Raw genomic sequence first — 24905 nt, 5'->3', positions numbered from 1 at the left:
AAAAGAGACATGATTTTAAAGCTATTTTATGCTTTATTTTCTTTTTCATCAAAAAGAAAAAGACATCCTGTTAAAGAATGTCTTTTCGTCTTTCTTATTTTGCTTCTAGTCTTCTGATTCTTTCGTTCAAATCAGGGTGTGTTGAGAAAAGAGAAGCTTTTCGTTTACCGCTGATTTTCAGCGTAGCGACTGCTGTTTGATCATCATCTTTGATTCTTGACGTGTACGCCTCAAGTGAACGAAGCGCATGAATCATTTTATCTTTACCTGCAAGGTCGGCTCCGCCGCGGTCTGCATGGAATTCACGGTGTCTAGAATATGCAAACACGACAAGGCTTCCTAGGATAGAGAAAATGATTTGGAAAACAATCACAGCGATAAAGTGAACAATCGGCACAAGCTCTTCACGTGAAACAAAACGGCTTGCGATCCATGCCGCAATTCTTGAAAGGAACACAACGAACGTGTTGACGATTCCTTGAAGCAGCGTCATCGTCACCATATCACCATTCGCAACGTGAGCGACTTCGTGGGCGATTACACCTTCAACTGCTGCATCATCCATTTCATGAAGCAATCCAGTTGATACCGCAACAAGTGATCTTCTCTTAGAAGGACCTGTTGCAAATGCATTGACTTCAGATGATTGATAAATACCAACCTCAGGCATTTTAGAAAGGCCTGCTGCTCTTGAAAGTCTGTGCACGCGGTCAACAAGCTGCTGCTCATCATATGTTAATGAATCCTTTTCTGGATTTAACACACGTACACCCATCATCATTTTTGCCATCCAGCGAGACATTGCAAGTGACATAAACGAGCCAACAAAACCAACAACTGCACTGAATACAAGAAGATAAAGGATATTAAGTCTTCCGTCTGCTCCTATATAAGAACCAACACCAGTTGCTGCACTAATAACCGACAGTACAATACCAATCGTAGTGATAACAAGAATGTTCGTTAATATAAACAGAAATATTCTCTTACCCATACATAACCTCCGCTGTCATATTAAGTTCAAATGAACTTATTAATAAAATTATAAAAATAAACGTCTCAAATTGCAAGGAAAAAGGAATCACTTTCTCTGTTTATCATAACGGCTAAAGCCCCATCACATCAATATTTACGACATTCGCCCCAGCAGAAAAGTGAACAAATTGTGACGCGCAGGTTTGAATTTGAGTTTATTTTGCATTTTCATCAAAAAGAGACTATGATGTTGAATTAGATCAATAATCACGTTTTGACGTACAAATGAGGTGGAACATGGTTACTTTTAAATTAACGAGAATTGACATGACAAGACTTCTGTATTCTCTAAAAGGAGAGGGAGATCTGACTCCGCTTCAGCTTTTGAAACTATCTGTAAAAAATGGCAAGGATCATGACTATGATGAATTAAAGATCCCGTCTTTTTTTGAGAAGCTTGAACGGCGGAAGCAAAAATCAGAGCATGGCCTTTCTACAAATGAAATTGTTGAGCTTGGCAACTTGTGTGAGCTGACTTCTCTTAAATCGACGGCGATTCAAAATTGGATCAAACGTGATATTAAAGATATGATTGGCCATCCAGAGCTTGGCAAGAAGTACTCTATTGATCAGGTCGTTATTTTATTAATTGTCAGGGATTTAAAATCAGTTTTTGACTTCGATAGCATTCGTATGATCTTATCTGCCTTATTTAACACCATCACAGATCGAACAGATGATATTATTAGTCCAATCCGTTTTTATGAAGCATATGCGCACGTCCTTGATTTTATTTATCACCATACACAATTTCCATTAAAGGAAACAAATTTACGAGAAATAACTGAGGAGCAGACAGACAAACTCCATGACGAGTTTACAGAATTGACGAAGAGCCAATGGAATTTGATTAAAGGAATTATCAGTTCTACCGTCTTCTCTGTATTTACTTCTCATTTGCAAAGTACAGCTCAAGAAATGATGTATAATACGCTGCAGCTGAATAAGGGATAAATAAGAACCGAGGTGACCTTCATCATCTCGGTTTTTTTGTACAGCAATTGCCAGCATAAATGTACGGCTTTTTTTTCAAAATAAGAAGGCGCAACAAACATGAGGTGAAAGGAGGAATATGAACATGGCAAATCGAAATCAACTTCTTGTTCCTGGAGTAGAACAAGCTTTAGATCAATTTAAATACGAGGTCGCTCAAGAATTTGGCGTCACTCTCGGTTCAGATACAGTCTCACGTGCAAACGGTTCTGTTGGCGGTGAAATCACAAAAAGACTCGTTCAACAGGCTCAATCACAAATGGGCAATCAATCTAAATAAAGACATGGTGAAATACGCCGGAGCTAATCTGGCGTTTTTTATTGTTCATATGTGTGCTCATGCCGGTTCTCGCGATAAGGAAACGGTGCACCTTTCCCTTTTTGCTTCGCATGTTCTCTTTTTTGTTCAGCGGATGGATTGTTCTGATCCCTGCCGTTTTTTTTTGCATGTTTTTCCGCATCACCACGTGATGTGCCGTTCCAGTGTCTTCTTTCATCAGGATCGGTTGATTGATTTTTTTTTTGCTCTTTATCGAAAGAATGATCCTTTTCTTCCTTTATCTTGTTGTCTTTGCTTGCATCATCAGGTTTTTGAGGCTTTTGAACAGATCCTTGCTCTTCCCTCTCTGCCTCCTTCTGCTCTTTGTCCTCAGCTTCAGGAGCCTCTTGATCTGGCTGCATCTCTTCGCTATCGTCTGTCTTTACGTCTTCTTGTTTGTCTTTATCTGCTTGTTCTTCATCATGTTTCTTAGGATCTTCTTCCTTCACAGCATCGTTATCTGCTCCGTCTTCATCCTTTTTGATGTCTTCATGTTCTTGATCTTGCATTTCTTGATTTCTAATATATGTTCCTGTTGAAATGCCTGCCTTTTGAGCCTTTTCTCTTGTTTCCATGTCACTTTCCACAGTTTCCAGCTTATAATTGCGTTTTTGATATTCACCAGAAATGGTGTTAATTTTGCTTTTTACGTTTGTTTTATATGTATTGTCCTGCTTGTTTTCATAAACGGTTGAAATATAAATACTTTTAGAATGGTTCACATATCCTTTTTTGTCACAGTCATCTATAATTTCCTGCACGACTTTGGTCATGTCGTTTTTTTCTAAATCCTTCATACTCGCCAGTACTTGCTTTGCATCTTTATTCAGCGGTGTGACACCGATCACTTGATAATTATGATCAAGCTTCAGCTCAAAGCTTGGATTAATATCAATTGTCATATACGCATATGCTTTTTGACTTGAGAAAGATGGCATCATAGTAAAAATTACGACAATAATCGCTGCTATCGATAGGATTCCTGCATTTAACGGACGTAAACGAAGCAGGTCAAAAAAACCGGCTCTTTTTCTTTCGAGACGTGATTCATTCGGAAATGTCACTTCTTGGCCGATTTCATAGTTTTGCTCTTCATATTTTGTCCGCAGAAATTGTCCATCAGGGGTCAGCAGCGTGACATATTTTTTGTTTTTCTCTACTATAATGCCTCTTCTCATGAATTAAGCACCCCTTTAAGGTAATCTTTCAAATACACATAATCACCTGTCATAATGATCGCCATCGCAATGATATATTTTCTATTTCTCTCAATCGTTTTGCGGCTGACTTCCACTAGCTTTTCCAGCTGTTTGACGGGCAATTGTTTTTTCTGAAATAAAATGGTTCTCAGCTCATCGTGTTCAACGAGTGTATGGGCTACTTTAATGGCATTTTGCCTGGCATCTGCATGCTTTGGTGAATGCTCAAGCAGCTCTTGAAACGTGAGACCGTATACTTTCAATCGTTCTTTAAAATGTTCAATCTCTTCTCTTCTATGTTCTTGTTCAATTAAACGCCTATATTCATTTGCAGAGAGCTCGGCTTCAATCATGCTTTGAGAGTATTCGCCGTTCTCACTTTCTTGCAGGTCCATTTGAACCGTTGGCGCATTTCTTGCTTCTTTTCGAATATAGTCAATCACTTTTCTTTTAATAATTAATTCTGCGAAAGCAAGCAGTGAGTTTCCTTTTTCGGCAGAGTATTTTTCTATCGCTTCATTAAAGGCGATTAAGCCTATGCTGAATTCATCATCTTTTTCATCTATATATCGTTTACAAACGGATGAAACCGTCTTAGCGACAAATGGTTTGTATTGCTCTATTAATGCATTTTGCAGTTCGATATCACCTTGTTGAATACTGATAGCCGACTGCTCTAATGTTTGCTTTTTCTTTCCTTTTTTAAACAAAAGGCTAAGCAATGGTTTCACCTCAGTTCTCCCTATATTACTCATTTATGATAGCTAATTTATGAGGGAAGCGCAAAGGAAGAAATGAGGAATTCATTTCCTGTTACTCAATTATGACATGTATGTCACCATCTACTTTACAATGTTTCGTCTAAAAGCAAAGAAATAAGGGGGTATCTCCCCCTTATTTGTAATATACGTGTTATGAAAATGAAATGATATTTCTTTCAAAAAACCTACTCTCCCAGGCGTGCCTCTTGCTTCTCCTCGTTTTCCTGCCCGCCTTTTCTTGATGGACTTGATAAAAACCAGCCAAATGCTGCAATTGCGAGAAGCACTGTCCAGAAAATGACTTTCCATAATGCTGAATGAATAAAATGAGACGATACGACCCCAATAGCTGGATGTGACAGTGTATAAAGCGTGAGCTTCACACCCACCCATCCGACAATGACAAATGCTGCTGTTTCTAGGCTCGGTCTTGTTTTGAGCAGTTTCACAAAGACCGTTGCTGCAAATCGCATAATAACAAGACCAATGATACCGCCTAAAAGAATGACAATAAATTGACCGCCATCGAGTCCACCGATTTGCGGAAGACTTGTTTTTGGCAGTGTCACAGCTAAAGCGACGGCCGCTAAAATGGAATCTACAGCAAAAGCAATGTCAGCAAGCTCTACTTTCACGACTGTTGCCCAGAAGCCGCTTTGTTTCACATTTGTTTCAGTTTCCTTTTTCTTAAATACGTGCGATTTTAAAATATGGTGAATGGAAATATAAAGAAGATAAATTGCACCAATGGCTTGAACTTGCCACACATCCACTAAAAACGAAATAAGAAACAGAGAACCAAACCGCATGACAAACGCACCTGCAAGTCCGTAAAACAATGCCTTTTTTCTTTGTTTTTCAGGAAGGTGTTTGACCATCACGGCCATGACCAGCGCGTTATCAGCTGCTAAAATCCCTTCTAATCCAATCAGTACGAGCAGAACCCACCCGTACTCTAAAATAATAGCTGCATCCATCATCATTCCTCCTTGTTTTTATCTATTGTCCCACAACAGACAAAGGCTTATGAATGCAAAAAAGACCTTTGCCTGTAATGGCAAAGGTCTTGCTAGACATGTGATATGTAGAATCATGCCAACAAAGCCGATGAACATCAGTCCATGTAATGACGACTTTGTTTCCGGTAAAAACCGGACGCTACTCCCCTTTGGCGGGATTTAGAATATTTAGATTACTTATATCATAATCAATAGACACTCGATTGTCAACAGGTGACTTTCACTTCGATCCATTGATTAGGCAGTTGGCGTTTCTGTTTTTCTTTTTCTTCGTTTTAGCAATAAGTAGAGAACAAACAATAACACAACACCGATCCCAATTGGTAAAAGATAAGGATCTATCATGGCGCCAACCTCTTTCCAGTTCTCCCCAAGCATAAACCCAAGATACACATACACAAACGTAATTGGTGTAATTGCCAAAAACGTATACAGGCAAAAGACCCACACATTCATCTTGGCAATACCGCACGGGATGGAGATCAACGTTCTGACTCCTGGTATGAACCGGCCGCTGAATGCGACGAATCCGCCATGCTTTTCAAAAAAAGCATCCGATTTATCAAGCGCCTCAGGTTTTATAAAAAAGTACTTTCCATATTTATTTAAAAAGGGTCTGCCGCCGTAACGTCCTAACCAGTACAAGGTCAAAGGGCCAGCCACGCCGCCAATAGAGCCGGCCGCCACAACACCGATAAAAGCCATGTCCCCTTCTGAGACCCAGTAACCCGCAAGAGGCAAAACCACTTCAGCAGGTACAAATTCAATGCATAATGCGAGGAAGATGCCAAAGTATGACAAGTTCTTAAAGGCATCAGCTAAAGAAATAATAAAATCTTCGATGTTTATCAATCCCTTTCAAACATAATCATTTGACTGATTCTATCTCTTTTAGAATCACACCATATATTAAACGAATAAAACCGAAGAAACGATTCGCTTTTCGTCGTTTTTTTACATTAAATTTGATTTTACTATAAAAGAAGGGTGAAAAAAACGTTGATTATTGTATTTAAGTGAAGGAAAGGTGAACACAGAAGCCATTCGATCCGATATATTAAGTATATGTCTGTTTTAAGATACAGGAGGTTTTCTTACATGACCCATTTAACAGGAAGCTACAATGGATGGCTTGTCTTTCTGTCAATCGCTGTCGCCGCTGTTGCCTCCTACTCAGCTCTTCATATAGCCAGCAGGGTAGCACAATCAAGCGGTGCAAAGAAAAAGGTATGGCTGCTCATTGGTGCAATGATCATGGGAATGGGGATATGGTCGATGCATTTTATTGGCATGATGGCATTTCAAATGCGTGTTGGCATCACATATGATACATACTTACTGATTTTATCGATTTTGGCCTCATTTATCGGATCCTTGATCGCTTTTTCAATATGCATTCAAAAGCAGCTCTCTAGAAGACGGCTGCTCATTAGTTCAATCACCATGGGTTCAGCTATTTGCAGCATGCATTATCTTGGAATGGAATCAATGGCCAATGTCTCAATCAGCTATGATCCAGTCCTCTTTTTTCTTTCGTTTTTCATTGCTGCCATTACCTCCTACTTCTCATTGAAACTCTTCTTTCGTGTTGACCGCACGAAAAGTAAACGGGAGAATTATCTTTTAAAGGGTCTTGGTTCAATGTTGATGGGCGGTGCTATAGCAGGTATGCATTATACTGGTATGGCTGCCTCTACCATGTTTTATCATTCAAATGGACAGGCTGCTATAGGTGGATCTCTTGAAATGTCGCCATTCAGTCTGTCGATTTTTGTCGGCTTAATGACACTTATAGTCCAAACACTGATGATTTTTGGTGCCTATATTGATCACCGGATCATGACGCAGTCAGATCAGCTGAAAGAAAATGAACAGCGGTTTCAATCGCTTATCAAACATAATATAGACGGCATTATCGTGTTATCTGTCGATCGAAAGGTTCTTTCTGCAAATGACTCTGGTAAACAAATCTTAGAGTTGTGCAATTCTAAGATTGGTGATGATGTCAGCCAATATGTGATGCCGACTGAGTTGTGGGAAGAATTTATTTCTCAGTCAAAAAAAGCTATCACACGCGAAGCAGAACTGAAAGCAGCAGATCGTTTTTATTATTATCATGTCACTTACATACCTGTTCATGTGAACAATTCACTCGACAGCATTTATCTTGTTTTAAAAGATTTAACGCAGCAGCGGATTGCAGAAAAAGAAATTCATGTGATGGCACATTATGATGCACTAACAGAGCTTCCTAACCGCCGCCACGGCATCAATCATTTAAATGATGTTCTCTCCGCTCAAGAAAAGTCAAAAACATCAACAGCGGTTCTGTTTCTTGACTTAAATCGTTTTAAAATTATTAATGATGCACTTGGGCATAACATCGGAGATTTACTGCTGAAAGCTGCCGCAAATAGACTGACACAATGTTTACCGGACAATGGCTTTATCGCAAGACTTGGCGGTGATGAATTTTTAATGATCTTTCCCCACATGGATCATGATACACATAAAGTCGAACAATTTTCTAAAAATATCATCCATCAATTTGAACGTCCTTTTTTCATCCAGAACCATCAGCTCATTACATCGATCAGCATTGGGATCGCCATCTCTCCGCAAAATGGCAAAGACGGGATGGAGCTGATGAGAAAAGCCGATATGGCCATGTATTTATCCAAAAAACATAAGCAAAGCCGTTATGAGTTCTTTACCGAATCCATGGAAAGATTAAGTGAGGACAGGTTAAACCGGGAGCTGGAGCTGAGGGATGCCATTCAAAGAGAGCAATTTGTCCTTCACTACCAGCCGCAAGTCAGTGCCAAAACAAGAAAGATGACTGGGGTTGAAGCCCTTTTGAGAATGAAGGCACCAGATGGTTCCTTAAAATCACCTGAGGCTTTTATTGAGCTGGCAGAGGAATCAGGTCTGATCATTGATATTGGCAGATGGGTCATTGATACGGCTGGCAAGCAGGCAAAAATGTGGTATGACGATGGGCTGAAGATTCCTGTGGCTGTCAATTTATCTGCGAAACAATTCAATTCTGAAGACTTAATTGATTTGATCAAGCTCACACTGAAAAAATACGACCTGAAACCGTCACTCTTGGAGCTTGAAGTCACAGAAAGTATGACAATGGACAATATCAAGCAATCAAAACAGGTGTTAACATCGCTAAAACAGCTTGGCGTCCGCATTAGTATTGATGATTTCGGTACAGGCCACAGCTCATTAAGCTATTTAAAGGATTTACCGATTCATCGACTGAAAATTGATAAATCCTTTATTGAGGATATTTTAAGTGATTCAAAGTCTGAACAGATTACAGGGGCTATTATAGCGATGGGACACCAGTTATCTCTCGAAGTGATAGCAGAAGGTGTTGAAACGTTTGCACAGGCTCAGCTATTATCTGCCCAGGGCTGTGACGACCTGCAGGGGTTTTATTATGCCAAACCGCTGCCAGCAAGCGATATTGAAAAATTCATCGCCTATCCGGCGCTGCTTGACACATAAAAAAGGTGCCAATGAGGGCACCTTCCAGCGTGCAGACAAACCCTCGCATTCGGTGTCAGTCCTGCGTGCCGGTGCTCACGAATGCTCAATTCGCTCCGCTCCGGTACTCGTCCTTCCTAGACTTCAAAGGTTTTCTGTCACGCTGAGCTGAGAAGAAGACAAAGGGCTAAAATAAAGATCACTTTAGCCCTTTGTCAACAATTTAAAAGGTGCCATTATTGGCACCTTTTCGTTTTATCTAAATAATAAATGCTGACTGTGAATACCTGCTTTTTTCAATAGACTAATCAATTGCTCTTGCTCTTCACGTGTCAGACCAGAGAATGCACGCGCAATCCGAAGAGAGTGGATCGGATAAATCTTGTCAAGATAGCTTCGCCCTTTTTCCGTTAAATGGGCATAAACCGACCGTTTATCCTTGGGGTCCTGTTCTCTTTCAATGAAACCATTTCGTTCTAATTTGTCAATTACGTACGTCACATTCCCGCTGACAAGCAGGAGTCTTGAGCCGATTTGCTGAAGCTTTTGAGCACCTCTTGTGTACAGTAATTCAAGAACGGCAAATTCAGTTGGATTAAACCCATGCTCTTTGCTGTCTCTAATACTGTGTTCTGAAACGCTTTTAAATGCTCTTGCAAAAACCTTGTAAAGCGTCATTGAGCGTTCTACTTCTTCTTCATTAAACGATAGTCTCATCACATATCTACCTCTTATAATATTTTTTTAACTTCAAGGCTGTCTTGCGGTGCAGTTGGAGCCTTTCGTAAAAAATAGAAGTACGTTTTTGAAAACCCTTTCAACCACATAAGTGACTCCATTCGTGTTATGTATAAGGTTTCGATATAAACTTTTAAAATCCTTCTTATTTTTCACAATCATCTCGAAAAAAAGCTTTTTCAGCAAACCATCAAGATGCGACACACTTTAACAAAATCTGTAAAGAATCTATGGTTTCTTGCACTTCATTCGCCAAATTTCTACAAAATTCAATATTGCTATAATATTAAACAAAAAAAAGAACCCTTTATGTGACATACGCACATTTCAAGGGATTTTTACAGACAGCGTTCTGTTTTGTTGAAAAAGAAATGATACTCTTTTTTTAAGTCACTAATTGTCATGTTCTTGGCCGCATCAGGGCTGTAAACCCCTAATGAACATAGCTGCTTCGTATAATAATGTCTTTCCTTTGCTAAAGCTTCTTTTAATATACGCCGCACCGATTATCCCTCCTATCAAGTGATTTGGATCGGGTGCTTATGAAGACTTCTTATACAAATCATTTTGCATGGCTCTTAGAAGCGCATGTGCATTCTGACCTGCAGCCTGCATGAATTGCTCGAGCAATTCATCCCTCTTCACATCTAATGCGATGATTTCTTTTGCCATACGAATGATCTGTGCTTCCTCCATCATATGCTCCTCCTCCTATGTCAATTCACCATGATTATATGCCGCCGTAAGATGTATTGCACACTCCCTGTAATCTTTCCTCCCATGGTTTTTTCATTTTTTTCGTTTTTGTGTTATATTTTCTAACAAACGATAGGTTTTTTCACTTCTCGTTCTATATAATATGAAGAAAAGACTTGCAGGGGTGAGTATATGACGCAGGAAGATGTATCTTATAAAGATAAAAAAGTCATTTCAATCGGGATTGTCAGTGAGCTAACAGGGCTTTCCGTCAGGCAAATCCGATATTATGAGGAACGTAAACTCATTTACCCCCAGCGCTCAACAAGAGGCACACGGAAATATTCTTTTGCAGATGTTGAACGTTTGATGGATATCGCCAATAAACGGGAAGACGGTGTGCAGACAGCTGAAATTTTAAAGGACATGAAGAAAAAAGAACAAGCGCTAAAAAGCGGACAATTTAAGAAAAAAATGCTGGAAGGTCAGATTAACGCACACTTTCGGTATAAAAATCGTTAAACAAAAAAAGAATCGCTCTTTTGAACGATTCTTTTTATTTAGAGGAAGCTTCAGTACCTTCTACAACCCCTACAAAGTCAATCAGCACGCCACCTCTTTCAGGGTCTTCTTTCACCCGCAGGGCAAGTGCCTTTTTCTTCCCGGTTTTTGCATCTTCGTAATTCGCATGGAACACATGAATGCTGGCTTCTTCCAATTGAAAATCCTCATAAGAAAGCGTGTCTATGCCCCATTCTTTTTTCAGTTTCAGAATGTCATCCGGGCTCGGGACCGCACCTTCGACGTAGATATCTTCCATTTTTCTTTTATTTCCTTCGGTGATGGCTTCAAGCATATGCTCTGCAGCCACTAGCCTTCGGTCTTTCCCCTCGTCCTCCCTTTGACATGCACTCAGCAAAAACATACACATCAAAATGAATAAGAATTTCTTCATGTTTCTCTCCCACCTTCTCCTTAAAATGTAAAGGATGGAAGCGCTATATGCAATCTTTATACAAAAAAAGCCTGTAAAACGTCATGTTTTACAGGCTTAGATTATGGACAAAGGATGGTCCTTTGTCTACCTTTCAGCGCGATCTGAAAACCTTTGAAGTCAAGGAAGAACGAGTACCGGAGCGGAGCGAATTGAACATTCGTGAGCACCGGCACGCAAGGACTGACACCGAATGCAAGGGTTTGTCAGCGCGCTGAGACTGCAAAACGTCATGTTTAAAGTCTTCTTGCTACATAAGTGTATGAAGGAACGCTGTCGCAATACCAAAATAGATAAGCAGTGATAAAATATCATTCAATGTTGTAATGAGCGGCCCAGATGCAATCGCAGGATCGACGTTTAATCTGTGTAAAATAATAGGCACGATCGTACCTGCCATCGTTCCAATAATCAGTGTGGCAAGCAGTGAGGAACCGACAACAAATCCTAAAATCATATTGCCCTGCCACACCATTGCGACGACTGTAATAATGATAGAACAGACAATCCCAATATAAATACTTGTTCGGAGCTCTCTAAAAATTAGGCGCATAATGGTTTTTTTCGTTAATTCTTCTTTTGAAAGTCCTCTAATGACGACGGCAAGCGACTGTGTGCCTGTATTCCCTGTCATCCCGGCAATCATTGGCATGAAGAAGGCTAAGGCGACGACTTGCTGAAGGGTATCTTCAAAGTAATTTAAGATACTGCCTGAAATCAGCCCAATGAATAAGAGCAAAATGAGCCACGGGAGACGGCGGTATGCCGCAACAAAAGCGGGCGTGTCGAATGTAATATCTTTACCAGAGGCAGCGAACTTCTCATAGTCTTCTCCTGCCTCTTGAATAACGACATCAATGATATCATCGACTGTGACGATTCCGACGAGGACATTGTTCTCTTCTACAACAGGAATGGCAAGAAAATCATACCGTTCAATCAGCTTTGCGATTTCTTCCTGATCTTGAAAAGCTCCAACGGCAATGACTCTTGTAAACATAAGATCCTGCACTTTTTCATCTGGTTCACCTAAAATGAGATCCCGGTACGACAGAACCCCCACAAGCTGCTTTTGATCATTAATGACATATAAATAGTTGATCGATTCTGCAATTTCAGCAAAGCTTTTCAGCTTTACAACCGCGTCCTGAACCGTATAGTGCTGAGGAATCCAAACGTACCGGTTGGTCATGATCCGGCCTGCTGTCTCAGCAGGATAATTCATGAGAAGCTGGACGGCCTTTGATTCCTCTGCCTCCATGTTTGATAAAAGCTGGTCTTTCAGCTCATCATCCATTTCATCAAACAAGTTGGCTAGGTCATCGTTATCCATTTTGTTTGTGACGAAGGTGGCTTTGTCTTTTCCTACTTTTTCAAGCACAATTTCTTGGTATTCGCGCTCAAGCTCACCCATCATTTCCGTCACATCATCGATTGTTAAAAAGCTGAGGAAACGGCCGCGGTGTTTTTCTGGAAGTTCTTTAAATAAATAGGCCATATCATATGGCTGAAGTTCTTCCATAATGTTTTTAAATTCTTTGCGTTTGCCATCTCTTAATAAAATAATGATTCTTAAAATGAGTTCATCGTACGTAATGTTCTGTATCATCGCTGTTACCTCCCCAAAGTCAGGAGATACCCGAATCCCTTAGAATGTGCGGGGGTCAGGATCTCCTCTGTCTGATGCGTCAATCTGATCTTTTGACATACTCTTTATGTGTCTCGAATCGGGATGATCCATCCCCACACCTCCTTTTCTCATAAAAAAGCACCTTCAACCGAATGAAGGCGCTTTGTAAGCATGACAAAATAAACACTTGCTCCTTCAATCGTAGAGCTTTAGCACTGTATGGCATAGGATCAAATCCAGCTGCATTAAAAATCACCTTATGTCGATGATTTCTGTTGACCCATTGGCGTCTTTGGACATTTTTGGGCAGCAGCGTATCTCCATACAGGAGCCTCACCTAACGAAGTCTCATATTGTTAACACACTGAGATTACAGAAAAAGCGGAATGATGTCAATAAGCAAGATGCCAAGTATCCTTATGTATTCGCTTACTTTTCAAAAAAAGAGCGATAGACAGCTCAGCCATCGCCCTTTTCATGTCTTTTTATTCCTCTTCCGGCTGATTCATATCCTCTTGGGAGAGGAGATGAAAGGAATCATGCAAAAACAAAGCATATCCTTCTCCATCAGGATGCGGAACGTATTCCGCGTGATCCATTGTTTGCTCTTCTTCTTTTTTCTTCATATTCTCTCGCCTCCTTTCCCGTAGTTTGTCCCAATGAAAAAACCTTACACATGAAAGTGTAAGGTTTGGTCATAGCTTAATCATCCCACTCTTGCTTCAGGATTTTGCCTGTTTTAGCAGAAATCTCAAAATCAACTTCCTCGCCGCTTGGTGTTGTGATTTCAATTTCGTAAATGTACACACCATTTTCTTTATCTAGATCAGAATCAGTGACTGTGCCTTTTACTTTTGCAAGAGCAATTTTTTCAGCCTGTTTTTTCGTGATCTTCACGTTCTGTTTCTTTTCTTTGACTGGATCATTCAACGCTTTTCCAGTTTTTGCATCGACATATACTTTATATTCAAAGCCGCCTTTTTTGATCTCGACCTCATACACCCATTTTCCTTTTTTACGCTCAAGATCCACATCATCCACATAGCCTTTCACCACTTTTAAGGCTGCTTTTTCAGCTTGTTTCTTTGAAACAAATGACGATTTCTTTTGCACGACTTGCTCGGCGTTTGCTGTTTGATTTGTATTTTGCGCTTGAAGTGTGAAACCACCTGCGACAAGAGTTCCCGTTAATGCTGTAGCTACTAGTACTTTTTTCATCATGTTCATTTCCTCCTCTGTTTGATTTCTTCTATATCTTAAGAAAACAAGATGATAAAGGAAGGAAAGAAACATGAGAATATCATGAGAAAAGGATTAGTTTTCGTACGTAATGCCCTCAATGTCTCCTGTATAGGCGTTCACAAGCACCTCTGCCTCTCTGCCGTCAGGCAAATCCAGCTCCACCTCAAATACGAGCATACCGCTGAATGTTTCAAGATCAGCATCATCCACTGTTCCGCCAACTTCTTTGACGGCAATTTGGATAGCTTCCTCGACGGTGATTTTCGTGAGCTTCTTTTCTTTAGAGGTTGGTTTTTTCTTTTCTGCTTCAAGCACCTTAAATGACTGTTTGCCGACCTCAACTTGATACAATTCTTTTTTTGATTGGATGGTAAAAATGAAACGATCTGACGTCTCCTTTTTTTGAATGACGGTTCCGCTCACCTTTTTAACAGCCGCCTCTTCTGCCTGGAGCTCAGCATTTTTTTCATTTGGCTTCTGATAGCTTTTTAACTGTCTAATTTCTTTCATTTGACCGCTTGCAGAAGATGCAATGATTTGATAGATGCCATTTGCATTTTCCAGCGTCATTGTGTAGTCCTGTTTATGATTGATTAAATCAATATGTGTAATGTTTCCATTATAGTCTTTTGAGATCATTTTTTTCATTTCTGCTTCACTTAATATTTTTTGATCAATGGTTTGAATCATGAGCATTGCAAAGGCCGCAAGAATTACAAGACATCCTGCGAGCGCAAGCACCATTTTCGTTTTTCTAGACATGCAGCGCCTCCTTCCTATTTCCTATTTTATAAGGAGGAAATGAGAAATTGATGAGAAAAGACCCATTTATTTCTGAAAAAGAATGGTCATGGCTGTTCCTTCGCCGATACGGCTGTCTACCTTCAGCTCGGCCTCATGTTCTTCTGCAATTTGCTTCGCAATTGAAAGACCGAGTCCGGTTCCGCCCGTCTCACTGTTTCTCGCTTCATCCACACGGAAAAAGCGGTCAAAGATTTTCGGCAGATCCTCTTCTTTTATGCCAATTCCTTGATCAATCACTGAAATAAATGGCTTGTCTCCTGTCCATCCGCAGGTCACATCAACTGGCTCTCTGCTATATTTGACCGCATTATCAATTAAGATAGTCAAAAGCTGTTTGATTTTCTCTTCGTCTCCTTCTGCGATCAGCGGCTGTTCTGTCTGCACATGAGATTGAATCGTTCGATTGGTAGCCACTTCAAGTGTATGACATAGCTGCTTGCACAAATGACCAAGATCAACCGGCTTCATATCCAAGTATAACGGCTGGCCGTTTTTCGCCAATGTCAGTAATTGATCTGTCAGTCTTTTCATTTTTTTCGCTTCATCATGAATCGCTTGGGAGGATTCTTCTACAACCTCTGGACGTGTTTGCCCCCAGCGTTTGAGTAAATTGCTGTAGCTCATAATGACGGTAATCGGTGTCTTCAATTCATGGGAGGCATCATGCAAAAATTGCTGTTCTTTTTCATAATGCTTCTCGAGAATCTCGGACATTTCATTAAAGGTTTGTCCCATTTGATATAGTTCATCCTTTGAATCGCCTGTTAATTCAATTCGTTTAAACGCCTTCTCTTTCATACTTGCCTTCATGGTATTCGTCATTCTGCTAATCGGCCGGACAATTTGCTTTGTTAAAACGTGGCCTGCAAAATAGGAAAGCACAATAAACAAAACGCCGGTAGCGATTAAAATCATTTTTAATAACGCTAAGTTCTCTTCCGTATTTTCGATTTCTTCATATACTTGAAGTGACATAATCTCACCATTTGTCCAAATGACCGGAATAGCAGCGAACGCAATCATATGCTTATTGTATTCTTTGATTTCTGCTGTCTGGCCAGATTCGTATGTAAAAGGCAGTGAGCTAAACGTTGATTCCTTTGTGACAGTCAGTTTTGACTCTCCCGTTTCTGTCACGACACGGATCATACCATTTTGAGGCAGGTACGCCTTCAGCAGCTCCGAGGACGGAAGACCCTCTTCCTCTGATTTTTTTAAAGCAATCGCAATATTTTCAGCCACCTCAGACAAGCGGGACATATCTTTTTGCGTCAAGGTCATCGAAAAAATAAAATAAATGGCTGTATGAAACAAGAGCACCATTAAAAACAAAGACAACGACGTATAAAGCTGAATCTTATTTTTTAATCTCATTCTTTATCCTTTCATCACATAACCCACACCTCTCACTGTGTGAATCAGCTGTTTTTCGAATGGGTAATCGATTTTTTTCCTTAAATAACGGATATAGACATCTACCACGTTTGTATCACCGAAATAATCAAAACCCCAAACCGCTGTTAAAAGCTGATCTCTTGTGAGCACTTGCTGCTGATGGTTCAGTAAGTGAACAAGCAGGTCATATTCTCTCGGTGTGAGTTCAAGCATTTGCCCAGCCCTTTGTATTTCTCTTGTTTTCTCGTTGACCGTTAAGTCTGCTATGCTCAGCTCTGTCTCCTTTTCTTCTTGTGCATGTATATTCAACCTTAGCTGTGCGCGAATTCGTGCTAATAATTCTTCTATGTCAAAAGGTTTTGTTATATAATCATTCGCCCCAAGATCGAGCCCGCTTACTTTATCAGGAACACTTCCCCTTGCTGTAATCAAAATAATAGGTGTCGCTGTATTTGTCTTCCGAACCCTTCTCAGCACTTCAAGACCGCTTAACTCTGGAAGCATGACGTCAAGCAGCACCAAATCGAAGCTATCTTCTTCAAGAGCCTGAAGCCCGTCTATTCCTGTCTCTTTGACTGTCACCTCATATCCTTCATATTCAAGCTCAAGTGACAGCACCCTTGCGATTTTCTTTTCATCTTCGACTACGAGTATCTTCCCTTTGTTCATCTCTATCTCTCCTATCTAAAAGGCAAGCTTGTCTTTCCATTATTATATGTTGCCTTTCTTATTTGGAACAGTCACAATCTTCACATCTATTTTTTTATGGAGGGAATTATTTTTGAGAAAAAACATTTAACTTGAGCCTTCTTCTCAATTTGTTACTTCATCTCATTATTTTTTAGTCTGCCTCTTTTAGTTCTATTCACCCATTTTCATCTGTACAGGTGCAACCTCACTATGCAGCTTTTCCTTCTTTTTCATATGATATCAAGAGTTTTCTTCAAAAGGTGAGCTCTTTCGTCAATATGTGAGGAGAACTGCACTTTTGATAATAGATTGATTATTTGAAAAATTATTACAATTGACCCTTTCCGATCAAAAGTTTCTTTTATACAATAACATTATGCAGCCTGAATCTACTTTGAAAACAAAATAAGGAGGGCTTTCTTATGAAAGGTGAAATTCGCTTAATTCCGTATGAAGTAAAAGCCAATGTGATGGAAGCGAAAGAGACGCCGGAAAGTATTCAGGAGATTAAAGCACCCGAACTTTGGTCAAGTGGCTTCAAAGGAAAAGGCATAACCATTGCTGTCCTTGATACAGGCTGTGACACAGAGCATCCCGACTTAAAAGATCAGATTATCGGTGGGAAGAACTTTACCGATGATGACGATGGAGATGCTGAAAATGTAAAAGACTACAATGGGCATGGTACCCATGTAGCAGGAACGATTGCCGCAACAGATCAAAATGGCGGAATTTTAGGGGTTGCCCCTGAAGCCAAGCTTCTCATCGTGAAAGTTCTTGGCGGTGAAAATGGCAGCGGAAAATATGAGTGGATCATTGATGGCATCAACTATGCCGCAGAGCAGAAGGTGGATATTATCTCCATGTCTCTCGGTGGTCCAAGCAATGAGCCTGCCCTGCAGGAAGCCATTCAAAATGCGGTAAAAAGCGGTGTGCTTGTTGTGTGCGCAGCAGGAAATGAAGGGGACGGGGACGAGCGTACGGAAGAGTTCTCCTACCCAGCAGCATACAATGAAGTCATTGCCGTCGGTTCTGTTTCCCTTGCTAGAGAATCCTCTGAATTTTCTAACGCCAATAAAGAAATCGACCTCGTCGCTCCAGGAGAAGACATTTTATCCACTCTCCCTAACCATAAATATGGCAGGCTCACAGGAACTTCAATGGCTGCCCCTCACGTAAGCGGTGCACTAGCCATTATTAAAAATGCTGAAGAAGAAGCGTTCCAGCGCAAGCTGACAGAGCCTGAGGTTTATGCTCAGCTTGTCAGAAGAACCCTTCCATTAAAGCAGTCGAAAGCCCTTGTAGGGAATGGATTTTTATATTTAACTGCGCCTGATGTCCTTTTAGAAAAAACATTGGAAGCAGATCTTTTATCTCTATAGCTTAAATAGAGGTCCTGAGAAAAGATAGAATTTTCTCAGGATTTTTTTAATTAAAATTATTCAAAATTTACTTTGACGAAATGAAGTGAACGTTATATAATCGAACACAATAAATTCATAGTTTGAGAGTCGGTAATTCGATTACACGTCGAATTTTAATTGGGAAGACCGGTGAAAATCCGGCGCGGTCCCGCCACTGTGAGTGAGGAGAGCTTTTCTCAGGAATCCACTGTCATGAGGATGGGAAGGATGAAAAGCTTGCAGATTCACCAGCCAGGATACCAGCCGCTCTATCACATCAAACCCCCTACGGTTGATAGGAGATGTCGGAAAAGCGTCAGTGATACTCACGCCTTATTTCGCACACACATTTTGTCTTTTAAACCAGACATTTACCTCATCAATCATGATCATGAGCGTAAATGTCTTTTTATATTTAGAGGAGGAATTGGAATTGACAATTGTTAAAACAAGTAATCTAGGCTTTCCGCGAATTGGTTTAAACAGAGAATGGAAAAAAGCACTTGAGTCTTACTGGAAAGGTCAAACAGACCGCGAAACCCTCTTAAGCACACTGGATGAACAATTTTTAACTGCCATTAAAACACAAATCGATCAACAAATTGATGTTGTTCCTTCTGGAGACTTTACCTTCTATGATCACGTGCTGGATACCGCTGTTATGTTCAATTGGATTCCAGAGCGCTTCCGCAGCTTAAAAGACCCGCTAGATACATACTTCGCGATGGCAAGAGGAACAAAAGATGCCGTCTCAAGTGAAATGACAAAATGGTTTAATACAAACTATCACTACATCGTTCCAGAATACGAAAAAAGCACAGAATTTAAACTCACACACAACAAACCGCTTGAAGCTTACGAAAAGGTGAAAAAGGCGTTTGGTGTTGAAACAAAACCGGTTGTACTTGGTCTATATACATTTGTCTCACTTTCTAAAGGTTATGAAGCAAATGAAGTAAAAGAAATCCAGCAGCGTCTAGTGCCGCTTTATACTCAGCTTTTAAAAGAACTTAAAGAAGCAGGCGTCAAATGGGTTCAAATTGATGAACCTGCACTTGTCACAGCTTCCAGTGAAGACGTAAAAGCAGTAAAAGAAATCTATCAAACGATCAAAGAAGCCGTACCTGGGTTGAACATTCTTCTTCAAACATACTTTGATTCAGTAGATGCGTATGAAGAGCTTGTCACATATCCTGTTGAAGCAATCGGTCTTGATTTTGTCCATGATCAAGGGCGCAACCTTGATCAAGTGAAAAAGCACGGCTTCCCGAAAGATAAAATTTTAGCAGCAGGCGTCATTGATGGAAGAAATATTTGGAGATCAGACCTTGGCGAAAGATTATCCTTTATTTCTGAAGTCATTGCTGACGTTCAGCCGAAAGAAGTGTGGCTGCAGCCATCAAGCAGCTTGCTGCATGTGCCAGTTGCCAAACACCCAAGCGAACAGCTTGAAGAAAAACTATTAAACGGACTGTCTTATGCTACTGAAAAGCTGGCTGAATTAACACTGCTAAAAGAAGGTTTAACAAAAGGAGCAGCTGCCATTGATGCTGATATTAACGAAGCAGCACAAGCACTTCTTACCTTAAAAGAGTTCGCAAAAGGAACAAATGCGGATCTAACAGCGGAACGCAACAATCTTTCATCGAAAGATTTTAAACGTCCAGCTGCCTTTGAAGAACGCCTTCGTATCCAAAACGAATCTCTTGAGCTCCCGCTTCTTCCAACAACAACAATTGGCAGTTTCCCGCAGTCTGCCGAAGTGCGCAGTGCTCGTCAAAAGTGGCGCAAAAATGAGTGGACAGATGCAGAGTATGATGAGTTTATTAAAAAAGAAACAAAACGATGGATTGATATTCAAGAAGAAATTGGTCTGGATGTGCTCGTACATGGGGAATTTGAACGTACAGACATGGTTGAATACTTCGGTGAGAAGCTAGCCGGATTTGCCTTTACAAAATTTGCTTGGGTTCAATCCTATGGATCACGCTGCGTGAAGCCGCCAATCATTTATGGAGATGTAGAGTTTACAGAGCCAATGACAGTGAAAGAGACGGTTTACGCACAAAGTTTGACAGAGAAAAAAGTCAAGGGCATGCTGACAGGACCTGTTACCATCTTAAACTGGTCTTTCCCAAGAACGGATATCTCTCGCAAAGACATTGCTTTCCAAATCGCTTTCGCTTTGCGTAAAGAGGTAGAAGCTTTAGAAGCAGCTGGTATTCAAGTGATCCAAGTGGATGAGCCTGCGCTAAGAGAAGGACTTCCGCTCAAAGAAAGTGATTGGGCAGAATATTTAAACTGGGCAGCAGAGTCATTCCGTTTATCCACATCATCCGTTCAAAATGAAACACAAATTCATACACATATGTGCTACAGTAACTTCGAGGATATTGTCGATACAATCGAAGACTTGGATGCTGACGTGATTACAATTGAACATTCACGCAGTCATGGCGGATTCCTCGATTACTTAGAAAAACACCCGTATTTGAAAGGACTTGGACTAGGCGTTTATGACATCCATAGCCCGCGTGTTCCATCTGTTGAAGAAATGAGCGAAATTATTGATGATGCGCTGAACGTTTGTCCAACAGATCGCTTCTGGGTGAATCCGGATTGTGGTCTAAAAACTAGACAAGAGCCTGAAACCATTGCTGCTTTGAAAAACATGGTCACAGCTGCTGAAGTCGCTCGTAAAAAGCTGGCGCAGCACGCTTAATTGAATGTCTCTCCCCTGCTGAACTCGGCAGGGGTTTTTTATGCGCAAATTGGCCTGTTCGATCTCCTGCTATGATGATTTCTTTTCTAGCATGATTCGTTTATACTAGAGAAGTCAGTCGAACAAAGGGAGGAAGACAATGAATCACGAAGATTTTTTACAACGCGCAATTGATCTTGCAGTAGAAGGAGTCAATAGTGGTACTGGCGGTCCTTTTGGAGCAGTCATTGTCAAGGATGGTCAGATTATTGCAGAGGGCAGCAACAACGTGACAACGAGTAACGATCCAACCGCACATGCAGAAGTCACAGCCATTCGCAAAGCGTGCCAAACTCTACATACATACCAATTAGAAGATTGCATTCTATACACAAGCTGCGAACCTTGTCCGATGTGCCTTGGCGCTATTTACTGGGCTAGACCAAAAGCTGTGTATTTTGCTGCTGGACATCAGGATGCAGCGGATTCTGGTTTTGATGACTCATTTATTTATGAAGAAATCAACAAAGAATACGAATCAAGAAATATACCATTTTACAAGCTGACACCTCAAAAAACCCTTGCGCCATTTGAAGCATGGGAAGCATATGATAAAAAGAAAGAATATTAAAAAAAGACACCTGCTCGTAAGCAGGTGTTCTGAATTGTTGACAAAGGGCTAAAAGGATCTTTATTTTAGCCCTTTGTCTTCTTTTTAGCGTGATAGAAAACCTTTGAAGTCTAGCACCGGAGCCCAGACCTGACAAAGAATGCGAGGGTTTGTCTACACGCTGAGACACCGCTCGTAAGCAGGTGTCTTCTACTATTACTCCGTCACTTCAAGCTCTACTTCAATGTTCCCTCTTGTTGCTTTTGAATATGGACAGAATTCATGGGCAGCATGGACAAGCTCTTTCACTTTGTCATGATCATGACCTTTCGCAGACACAATCAGCTTTACGCCAAGCTTAAAGCCGCCGTCGCTTTCATCTTTTAAAAGACTGACATGTCCTTCTACTTCCGATTCTATTTCTATCCCTTGCTTCTTCGCTACGTGCTCAAGTGCTCCTCCGAAACAAGCTGCATAGCCTGCTGCAAATAATTGCTCTGGATTTGTACCAGTCTCTCCATCTTTCTTTGCGTTAGGCATGACAATGTTATGGTCGAGCACACCATCCTCTGAACGAACATGTCCAGCTCTTCCATGCTGCGCCTTTACTTTTGCTGTGAATAATGGTTTCATCTTCATCTCCTCCTTCATCTATTCATCCTTTTCACGTTCTATTCATTTCTCAAACATTTATCGCACATTGAAGAATTTTTCATTTTTCGTCTGTATTTATTTTAAAAAGGAAGAAAATCTTATACAATGATAAGTATGACAAAAAATAGTTGGTGACTGACATGACAAATGAATTTGAACATATGAAGCTGGAAAATCAGCTTTGTTTCTTGTTATATGCAAGTTCACGAGAGATGACGAAGCAGTATAAACCGTTGTTAGAAGAATTAAATATTACGTACCCGCAATATTTGGCACTGCTTTTATTGTGGGAGCATGGAACATTAAATGTGAAAACAATGGGAGAGCTTCTCTATTTAGACTCCGGTACACTCACGCCCATGCTGAAACGAATGGAGCAAAATGGACTCATTATCCGAGAACGTTCAAAAGAGGATGAGCGGTCTGTACAAATTCGTTTAACGGAATATGGAGAGCAGCTAAAAGAAAAGGCCACTGCGATTCCGTCTCACATGCTGACTGGGACAGGCAGATCGGAAGAAGAGCTAAAAACACTGCGTGCCTCTTTACATGAGCTTTTGCAAAATTTAACACAATCAAAAGGCTGAGGGAATGTTCCCTCAGCCTTTTATAATGTCTATTATTGTGCGACAGCTACTAGTTCTACTTCGATGTTTCCTAGAGTTGCTTTTGAATATGGGCAAACGCCGTGTGCTTTATGAACAAGTTCTTCTAATGCTGACTGCTCTATTCCAGTTCCTTTTACCTCTAATTGAACGCCTAGTTTGAAGCCGCCATCTGAACTGTCTTTTAATAAGCTGACATGTGCTGTAACTTCACTTTCAAAGCGAATACGCTCTTGTCTTGCTACCATTTGAAGGGCTGAATCAAAACATGCAGAGTAGCCTGCTGCGAATAATTGCTCTGGATTTGTTGCTTTTTCAAGTTTTTTTGCTCTTGGTGTTCCAGGCATTGCTACATCATGTTCAAGTACACCATCTGTTGAAACAACCTTACCTTCTCTTCCTCCGACAGCTGATACCGTTGCTGTAAATAAAACGTCTGACATGAATATAACCCTCTTTCTCTCCAATAATGTTTTCTACAATTGAATTGTACACAATTTAAATTACAGAGTCAATCAATAAATACTCTTTTTTAAGTTTTCCTGCCTGAACCCTTTTTATGAGTATGTCCGGAAATTGTTAGGCAGTAAAAAAAGCCCTTTAAAAAGGGCTTTTAGATCGTGTCATGCTGCGGATTCGGTTGTTCTAGCGTATGGTTTCTGTTATCTGGGTCGGCATTTGCTGCTGCCAGCCACAATGCCATAATGGTGATACTTGTACAGACGACTGCCCATTTTTTAAAATTCATATAAACAATCCCCTCTCTGAATATAGATTCGAGCATGTTCCGCTTCCCCATAGAACATGGAAGATTTTTCATAATCCCCCATTTCATTATAATACTTTGCGGTATCTAATGCCAGCTCCTCTATATCTGGATATGCATAGGCAGACTCTAAAAAATGGAAAATCCGTTTAATATGCTCAGCATCTTGTCTTAAATACAATGCCTTTAGAAATATGGTTTTCTGAATATGAATGTCATCTTGAAGAGCTTCTGCTCTCTTCATACATTCTTCTCTGTAGTGTAATGCTTCTTCGTGTTTTCCTTGTTTGTATAATATCTGAGCGGCTGTATAAAGAGGGTCTATAGATCGACGAAGATGATCGGATTGATTTTGATCAAATAACGAGATGGATTCTTTCATTAATTCGAGTGCGCGGCCCAAGTCTCCCATTCGGTAATAACTGTTGCCCATATTAAACAAAGAGGAGGCAATAAAACGCACATTTTGAAACTCTCTTGATCTCGCAAGTGCTCTTTCGAGATGTGGTAATGCTTTTTCATGCCTTCTCATATCATCGTAGTTACCGGCCACAATAAATTCACACTGAATCGTGCGAAGCGCATACAGTTCATGCTGAACATAAACATCCAGCGCTAGTTTAGCATGGTGCATCGAGATATGAGTTTGTTTCATGTGATAATATATTTCTGACATTTTAAAATGAAATTCCGCACGTTCAATATCATCTGATACAAAAGAAAGCTTATGCTCTGCCTTTTGATAAGACGATATGGCAGCAATATACTCCCTCCGCCCGAATTCATACATGCCTCTAAAAAAATGATAGTAGTATTCAAGCATGCCTGTGACATGCGTTTGATGCTCATCTATTTCTTTCGAAAGCTCGGAAAAGTTGGCGCGAAGCTTTCCTTCCTTTAATGGCTTTAAATAATCGAGCATGACCTCATGCCTAAATTCCATTAAAGAAAAATAGAGAAGCAAATTCTGATCTTCTTCCATTGAATCAAGAGAGGTGCGAATTTCCTGCTTTAACTGTTCTGCTTGTTCGGAATCAAATCTGCGGATTAATTCATACCACTTGTTGATTTTCACTCCAATATCCGAAGAGGGAATGATTTTCGCCATACGTTGCCTTCTCCAATCTTCTCAAAATATAAAACATTACCATAT

The 24905-nt window shown here is 40.4% G+C and carries 26 protein-coding genes, 1 pseudogene and 3 riboswitches; of the genes and pseudogenes, 8 read left to right on the top strand and 19 right to left on the bottom strand.

The window, feature by feature from the left end; all coding sequences use genetic code 11:
- Nucleotides 1-94: 94 nt before the first annotated feature.
- Entirely contained in the window at nt 95-994 is a 900-nt protein-coding gene (gene htpX, locus MHB67_RS06385; protein WP_024424664.1) for a protease HtpX, read from the bottom strand.
- 278 nt (nt 995-1272) lie between these two features.
- On the opposite strand from htpX, the gene MHB67_RS06380 reads away from it, so the two are divergent.
- A complete protein-coding gene (locus MHB67_RS06380) occupies nt 1273-1989 on the top strand; it encodes a DUF1836 domain-containing protein (RefSeq protein WP_024424663.1) in 717 nt (238 codons plus the stop codon).
- Between the two features lie 124 nt (nt 1990-2113).
- Entirely contained in the window at nt 2114-2308 is a 195-nt protein-coding gene (locus tag MHB67_RS06375) for an alpha/beta-type small acid-soluble spore protein (RefSeq protein WP_342492859.1), read from the top strand.
- Nucleotides 2309-2346: 38 nt separating this feature from the next.
- Here the strand turns inward: MHB67_RS06375 and MHB67_RS06370 are convergent, their stop codons facing one another.
- From MHB67_RS06370 to MHB67_RS06355, 4 genes and pseudogenes are all read right to left on the bottom strand, one after another.
- Nucleotides 2347-3525 (bottom strand): anti-sigma factor domain-containing protein, encoded by a 1179-nt coding sequence (locus MHB67_RS06370; RefSeq protein WP_185854362.1) that lies wholly within the window; start codon nt 3523-3525, stop codon nt 2347-2349.
- Nucleotides 3522-4277: an RNA polymerase sigma factor SigI gene (gene sigI / locus MHB67_RS06365; RefSeq protein ID WP_003210952.1), complete on the bottom strand. Its 756-nt coding sequence runs from the start codon at nt 4275-4277 to the stop codon at nt 3522-3524. Before sigI ends, MHB67_RS06370 begins: the two co-directional genes overlap by 4 nt.
- Before the next feature lie 215 nt (nt 4278-4492).
- Nucleotides 4493-5384 (bottom strand): annotated as a pseudogene (locus MHB67_RS06360) (TerC family protein).
- Nucleotides 5380-5486: riboswitch (yybP-ykoY riboswitch) on the bottom strand. Its footprint overlaps the pseudogene before it by 5 nt.
- A gap of 77 nt (nt 5487-5563) precedes the next feature.
- The gene (locus tag MHB67_RS06355) at nt 5564-6178 is read right to left on the bottom strand and encodes a DedA family protein (protein ID WP_133743894.1); all 615 of its coding nucleotides are present in this window, start codon (nt 6176-6178) and stop codon (nt 5564-5566) included.
- Between the two features lie 246 nt (nt 6179-6424).
- On the opposite strand from MHB67_RS06355, the gene MHB67_RS06350 reads away from it, so the two are divergent.
- Nucleotides 6425-8845, top strand: a complete 2421-nt coding sequence (locus MHB67_RS06350) for an EAL domain-containing protein (protein ID WP_151039387.1) — start codon at nt 6425-6427, stop codon at nt 8843-8845.
- Nucleotides 8846-9079: 234 nt separating this feature from the next.
- Here the strand turns inward: MHB67_RS06350 and MHB67_RS06345 are convergent, their stop codons facing one another.
- From MHB67_RS06345 to MHB67_RS06335, 3 genes are all read right to left on the bottom strand, one after another.
- Nucleotides 9080-9544: a MarR family transcriptional regulator gene (locus MHB67_RS06345; protein WP_087975546.1), complete on the bottom strand. Its 465-nt coding sequence runs from the start codon at nt 9542-9544 to the stop codon at nt 9080-9082.
- Nucleotides 9545-9900: 356 nt separating this feature from the next.
- Nucleotides 9901-10065 (bottom strand): hypothetical protein, encoded by a 165-nt coding sequence (locus MHB67_RS06340; protein WP_024426818.1) that lies wholly within the window; start codon nt 10063-10065, stop codon nt 9901-9903.
- 37 nt (nt 10066-10102) lie between these two features.
- A complete protein-coding gene (locus tag MHB67_RS06335) occupies nt 10103-10258 on the bottom strand; it encodes a hypothetical protein (protein ID WP_087977671.1) in 156 nt (51 codons plus the stop codon).
- A 192-nt stretch (nt 10259-10450) separates the two neighbouring features.
- On the opposite strand from MHB67_RS06335, the gene MHB67_RS06330 reads away from it, so the two are divergent.
- Nucleotides 10451-10780, top strand: coding sequence for a MerR family transcriptional regulator (locus tag MHB67_RS06330; RefSeq protein ID WP_024424656.1), 330 nt, complete (start codon nt 10451-10453; stop codon nt 10778-10780).
- Nucleotides 10781-10814: 34 nt separating this feature from the next.
- Here MHB67_RS06330 and MHB67_RS06325 read toward each other — a convergent pair whose 3' ends face one another.
- The 7 genes from MHB67_RS06325 to MHB67_RS06295 all read right to left on the bottom strand — a co-directional run bounded on the left by MHB67_RS06325 (nt 10815) and on the right by MHB67_RS06295 (nt 16992).
- The gene (locus tag MHB67_RS06325; RefSeq protein ID WP_024424655.1) at nt 10815-11213 is read right to left on the bottom strand and encodes a hypothetical protein; all 399 of its coding nucleotides are present in this window, start codon (nt 11211-11213) and stop codon (nt 10815-10817) included.
- Nucleotides 11214-11502: 289 nt separating this feature from the next.
- Nucleotides 11503-12861, bottom strand: coding sequence for a magnesium transporter (gene mgtE, locus MHB67_RS06320; RefSeq protein WP_024424654.1), 1359 nt, complete (start codon nt 12859-12861; stop codon nt 11503-11505).
- Nucleotides 12862-13069: 208 nt separating this feature from the next.
- A riboswitch (M-box (ykoK) riboswitch) is annotated at nt 13070-13234 on the bottom strand.
- Nucleotides 13235-13367: 133 nt separating this feature from the next.
- Entirely contained in the window at nt 13368-13508 is a 141-nt protein-coding gene (locus tag MHB67_RS06315) for a hypothetical protein (RefSeq protein WP_003212346.1), read from the bottom strand.
- A 76-nt stretch (nt 13509-13584) separates the two neighbouring features.
- Nucleotides 13585-14103 carry a PepSY domain-containing protein gene (locus MHB67_RS06310; RefSeq protein WP_024424652.1) on the bottom strand — a complete coding sequence of 173 codons (519 nt, stop codon included), beginning with the start codon at nt 14101-14103 and terminating at the stop codon, nt 13585-13587.
- A 93-nt stretch (nt 14104-14196) separates the two neighbouring features.
- Complete coding sequence (locus tag MHB67_RS06305; protein WP_024424651.1) at nt 14197-14886, bottom strand: PepSY domain-containing protein; 690 nt, start codon at nt 14884-14886, stop codon at nt 14197-14199.
- A gap of 66 nt (nt 14887-14952) precedes the next feature.
- Nucleotides 14953-16302 (bottom strand): ATP-binding protein, encoded by a 1350-nt coding sequence (locus MHB67_RS06300; protein ID WP_198456766.1) that lies wholly within the window; start codon nt 16300-16302, stop codon nt 14953-14955.
- Nucleotides 16303-16305: 3 nt separating this feature from the next.
- Nucleotides 16306-16992 (bottom strand): response regulator transcription factor, encoded by a 687-nt coding sequence (locus tag MHB67_RS06295; RefSeq protein ID WP_024424649.1) that lies wholly within the window; start codon nt 16990-16992, stop codon nt 16306-16308.
- Between the two features lie 443 nt (nt 16993-17435).
- Between MHB67_RS06295 and MHB67_RS06290 the strand changes: the two genes are divergently transcribed.
- The 3 genes from MHB67_RS06290 to MHB67_RS06280 all read left to right on the top strand — a co-directional run bounded on the left by MHB67_RS06290 (nt 17436) and on the right by MHB67_RS06280 (nt 21748).
- Complete coding sequence (locus MHB67_RS06290; protein ID WP_024424648.1) at nt 17436-18395, top strand: S8 family peptidase; 960 nt, start codon at nt 17436-17438, stop codon at nt 18393-18395.
- Nucleotides 18396-18508: 113 nt separating this feature from the next.
- A riboswitch (cobalamin riboswitch) is annotated at nt 18509-18700 on the top strand.
- A 149-nt stretch (nt 18701-18849) separates the two neighbouring features.
- Complete coding sequence (metE, locus tag MHB67_RS06285; RefSeq protein ID WP_024424647.1) at nt 18850-21138, top strand: 5-methyltetrahydropteroyltriglutamate--homocysteine S-methyltransferase; 2289 nt, start codon at nt 18850-18852, stop codon at nt 21136-21138.
- 139 nt (nt 21139-21277) lie between these two features.
- Nucleotides 21278-21748, top strand: a complete 471-nt coding sequence (locus tag MHB67_RS06280) for a nucleoside deaminase (protein ID WP_024424646.1) — start codon at nt 21278-21280, stop codon at nt 21746-21748.
- 195 nt (nt 21749-21943) lie between these two features.
- On the opposite strand, the gene MHB67_RS06275 is transcribed toward MHB67_RS06280, so the two are convergent.
- Nucleotides 21944-22360, bottom strand: coding sequence for an organic hydroperoxide resistance protein (locus tag MHB67_RS06275; RefSeq protein ID WP_151039381.1), 417 nt, complete (start codon nt 22358-22360; stop codon nt 21944-21946).
- A 161-nt stretch (nt 22361-22521) separates the two neighbouring features.
- Here MHB67_RS06275 and MHB67_RS06270 point away from each other — a divergent pair, with 161 nt between their 5' ends.
- Nucleotides 22522-22968 carry a MarR family transcriptional regulator gene (locus MHB67_RS06270; protein WP_024424644.1) on the top strand — a complete coding sequence of 149 codons (447 nt, stop codon included), beginning with the start codon at nt 22522-22524 and terminating at the stop codon, nt 22966-22968.
- Nucleotides 22969-23000: 32 nt separating this feature from the next.
- Here MHB67_RS06270 and MHB67_RS06265 read toward each other — a convergent pair whose 3' ends face one another.
- From MHB67_RS06265 to MHB67_RS06255, 3 genes are all read right to left on the bottom strand, one after another.
- Nucleotides 23001-23429 (bottom strand): organic hydroperoxide resistance protein, encoded by a 429-nt coding sequence (locus tag MHB67_RS06265; protein WP_257802713.1) that lies wholly within the window; start codon nt 23427-23429, stop codon nt 23001-23003.
- A gap of 170 nt (nt 23430-23599) precedes the next feature.
- Complete coding sequence (locus MHB67_RS06260; RefSeq protein WP_024424642.1) at nt 23600-23734, bottom strand: hypothetical protein; 135 nt, start codon at nt 23732-23734, stop codon at nt 23600-23602.
- On the bottom strand, nt 23724-24860 hold the full coding sequence (locus MHB67_RS06255; RefSeq protein ID WP_257802714.1) for a Rap family tetratricopeptide repeat protein: 1137 nt from the start codon (nt 24858-24860) through the stop codon (nt 23724-23726). The genes MHB67_RS06260 and MHB67_RS06255 overlap by 11 nt, the downstream gene beginning before the upstream one ends.
- Nucleotides 24861-24905: the final 45 nt, after the last annotated feature.

It is taken from the genome of Bacillus sp. FSL H8-0516 (genome assembly GCF_038635285.1).
Lineage (GTDB): Bacteria > Bacillota > Bacilli > Bacillales > Bacillaceae > Bacillus > Bacillus safensis.
The sequence above is the reverse complement of the archived record's forward strand: the minus strand, read 5'-3'. Positions and strand labels throughout refer to the sequence as shown.

Excerpts from the sequence above, each read along its gene's own strand:
- htpX (WP_024424664.1), bottom strand. The coding sequence starts at position 994 with ATGGGTAAGAGAATATTTCTGTTTATATTAACGAACATTCTTGTTATC.
- MHB67_RS06380 (WP_024424663.1), top strand. The coding sequence starts at position 1,273 with ATGGTTACTTTTAAATTAACGAGAATTGACATGACAAGACTTCTGTAT.
- MHB67_RS06375 (WP_342492859.1), top strand. The coding sequence starts at position 2,114 with ATGGCAAATCGAAATCAACTTCTTGTTCCTGGAGTAGAACAAGCTTTA.
- MHB67_RS06370 (WP_185854362.1), bottom strand. The coding sequence starts at position 3,525 with ATGAGAAGAGGCATTATAGTAGAGAAAAACAAAAAATATGTCACGCTG.
- MHB67_RS06350 (WP_151039387.1), top strand. The coding sequence starts at position 6,425 with ATGACCCATTTAACAGGAAGCTACAATGGATGGCTTGTCTTTCTGTCA.
- MHB67_RS06335 (WP_087977671.1), bottom strand. The coding sequence starts at position 10,258 with ATGGAGGAAGCACAGATCATTCGTATGGCAAAAGAAATCATCGCATTA.
- MHB67_RS06330 (WP_024424656.1), top strand. The coding sequence starts at position 10,451 with ATGACGCAGGAAGATGTATCTTATAAAGATAAAAAAGTCATTTCAATC.
- MHB67_RS06325 (WP_024424655.1), bottom strand. The coding sequence starts at position 11,213 with ATGAAGAAATTCTTATTCATTTTGATGTGTATGTTTTTGCTGAGTGCA.
- mgtE (WP_024424654.1), bottom strand. The coding sequence starts at position 12,861 with ATGATACAGAACATTACGTACGATGAACTCATTTTAAGAATCATTATT.
- MHB67_RS06315 (WP_003212346.1), bottom strand. The coding sequence starts at position 13,508 with ATGAAGAAAAAAGAAGAAGAGCAAACAATGGATCACGCGGAATACGTT.
- MHB67_RS06310 (WP_024424652.1), bottom strand. The coding sequence starts at position 14,103 with ATGATGAAAAAAGTACTAGTAGCTACAGCATTAACGGGAACTCTTGTC.
- MHB67_RS06305 (WP_024424651.1), bottom strand. The coding sequence starts at position 14,886 with ATGTCTAGAAAAACGAAAATGGTGCTTGCGCTCGCAGGATGTCTTGTA.
- MHB67_RS06300 (WP_198456766.1), bottom strand. The coding sequence starts at position 16,302 with ATGAGATTAAAAAATAAGATTCAGCTTTATACGTCGTTGTCTTTGTTT.
- MHB67_RS06295 (WP_024424649.1), bottom strand. The coding sequence starts at position 16,992 with ATGAACAAAGGGAAGATACTCGTAGTCGAAGATGAAAAGAAAATCGCA.
- MHB67_RS06290 (WP_024424648.1), top strand. The coding sequence starts at position 17,436 with ATGAAAGGTGAAATTCGCTTAATTCCGTATGAAGTAAAAGCCAATGTG.
- MHB67_RS06280 (WP_024424646.1), top strand. The coding sequence starts at position 21,278 with ATGAATCACGAAGATTTTTTACAACGCGCAATTGATCTTGCAGTAGAA.
- MHB67_RS06275 (WP_151039381.1), bottom strand. The coding sequence starts at position 22,360 with ATGAAACCATTATTCACAGCAAAAGTAAAGGCGCAGCATGGAAGAGCT.
- MHB67_RS06270 (WP_024424644.1), top strand. The coding sequence starts at position 22,522 with ATGACAAATGAATTTGAACATATGAAGCTGGAAAATCAGCTTTGTTTC.
- MHB67_RS06265 (WP_257802713.1), bottom strand. The coding sequence starts at position 23,429 with ATGTCAGACGTTTTATTTACAGCAACGGTATCAGCTGTCGGAGGAAGA.
- MHB67_RS06260 (WP_024424642.1), bottom strand. The coding sequence starts at position 23,734 with ATGAATTTTAAAAAATGGGCAGTCGTCTGTACAAGTATCACCATTATG.
- MHB67_RS06255 (WP_257802714.1), bottom strand. The coding sequence starts at position 24,860 with ATGGCGAAAATCATTCCCTCTTCGGATATTGGAGTGAAAATCAACAAG.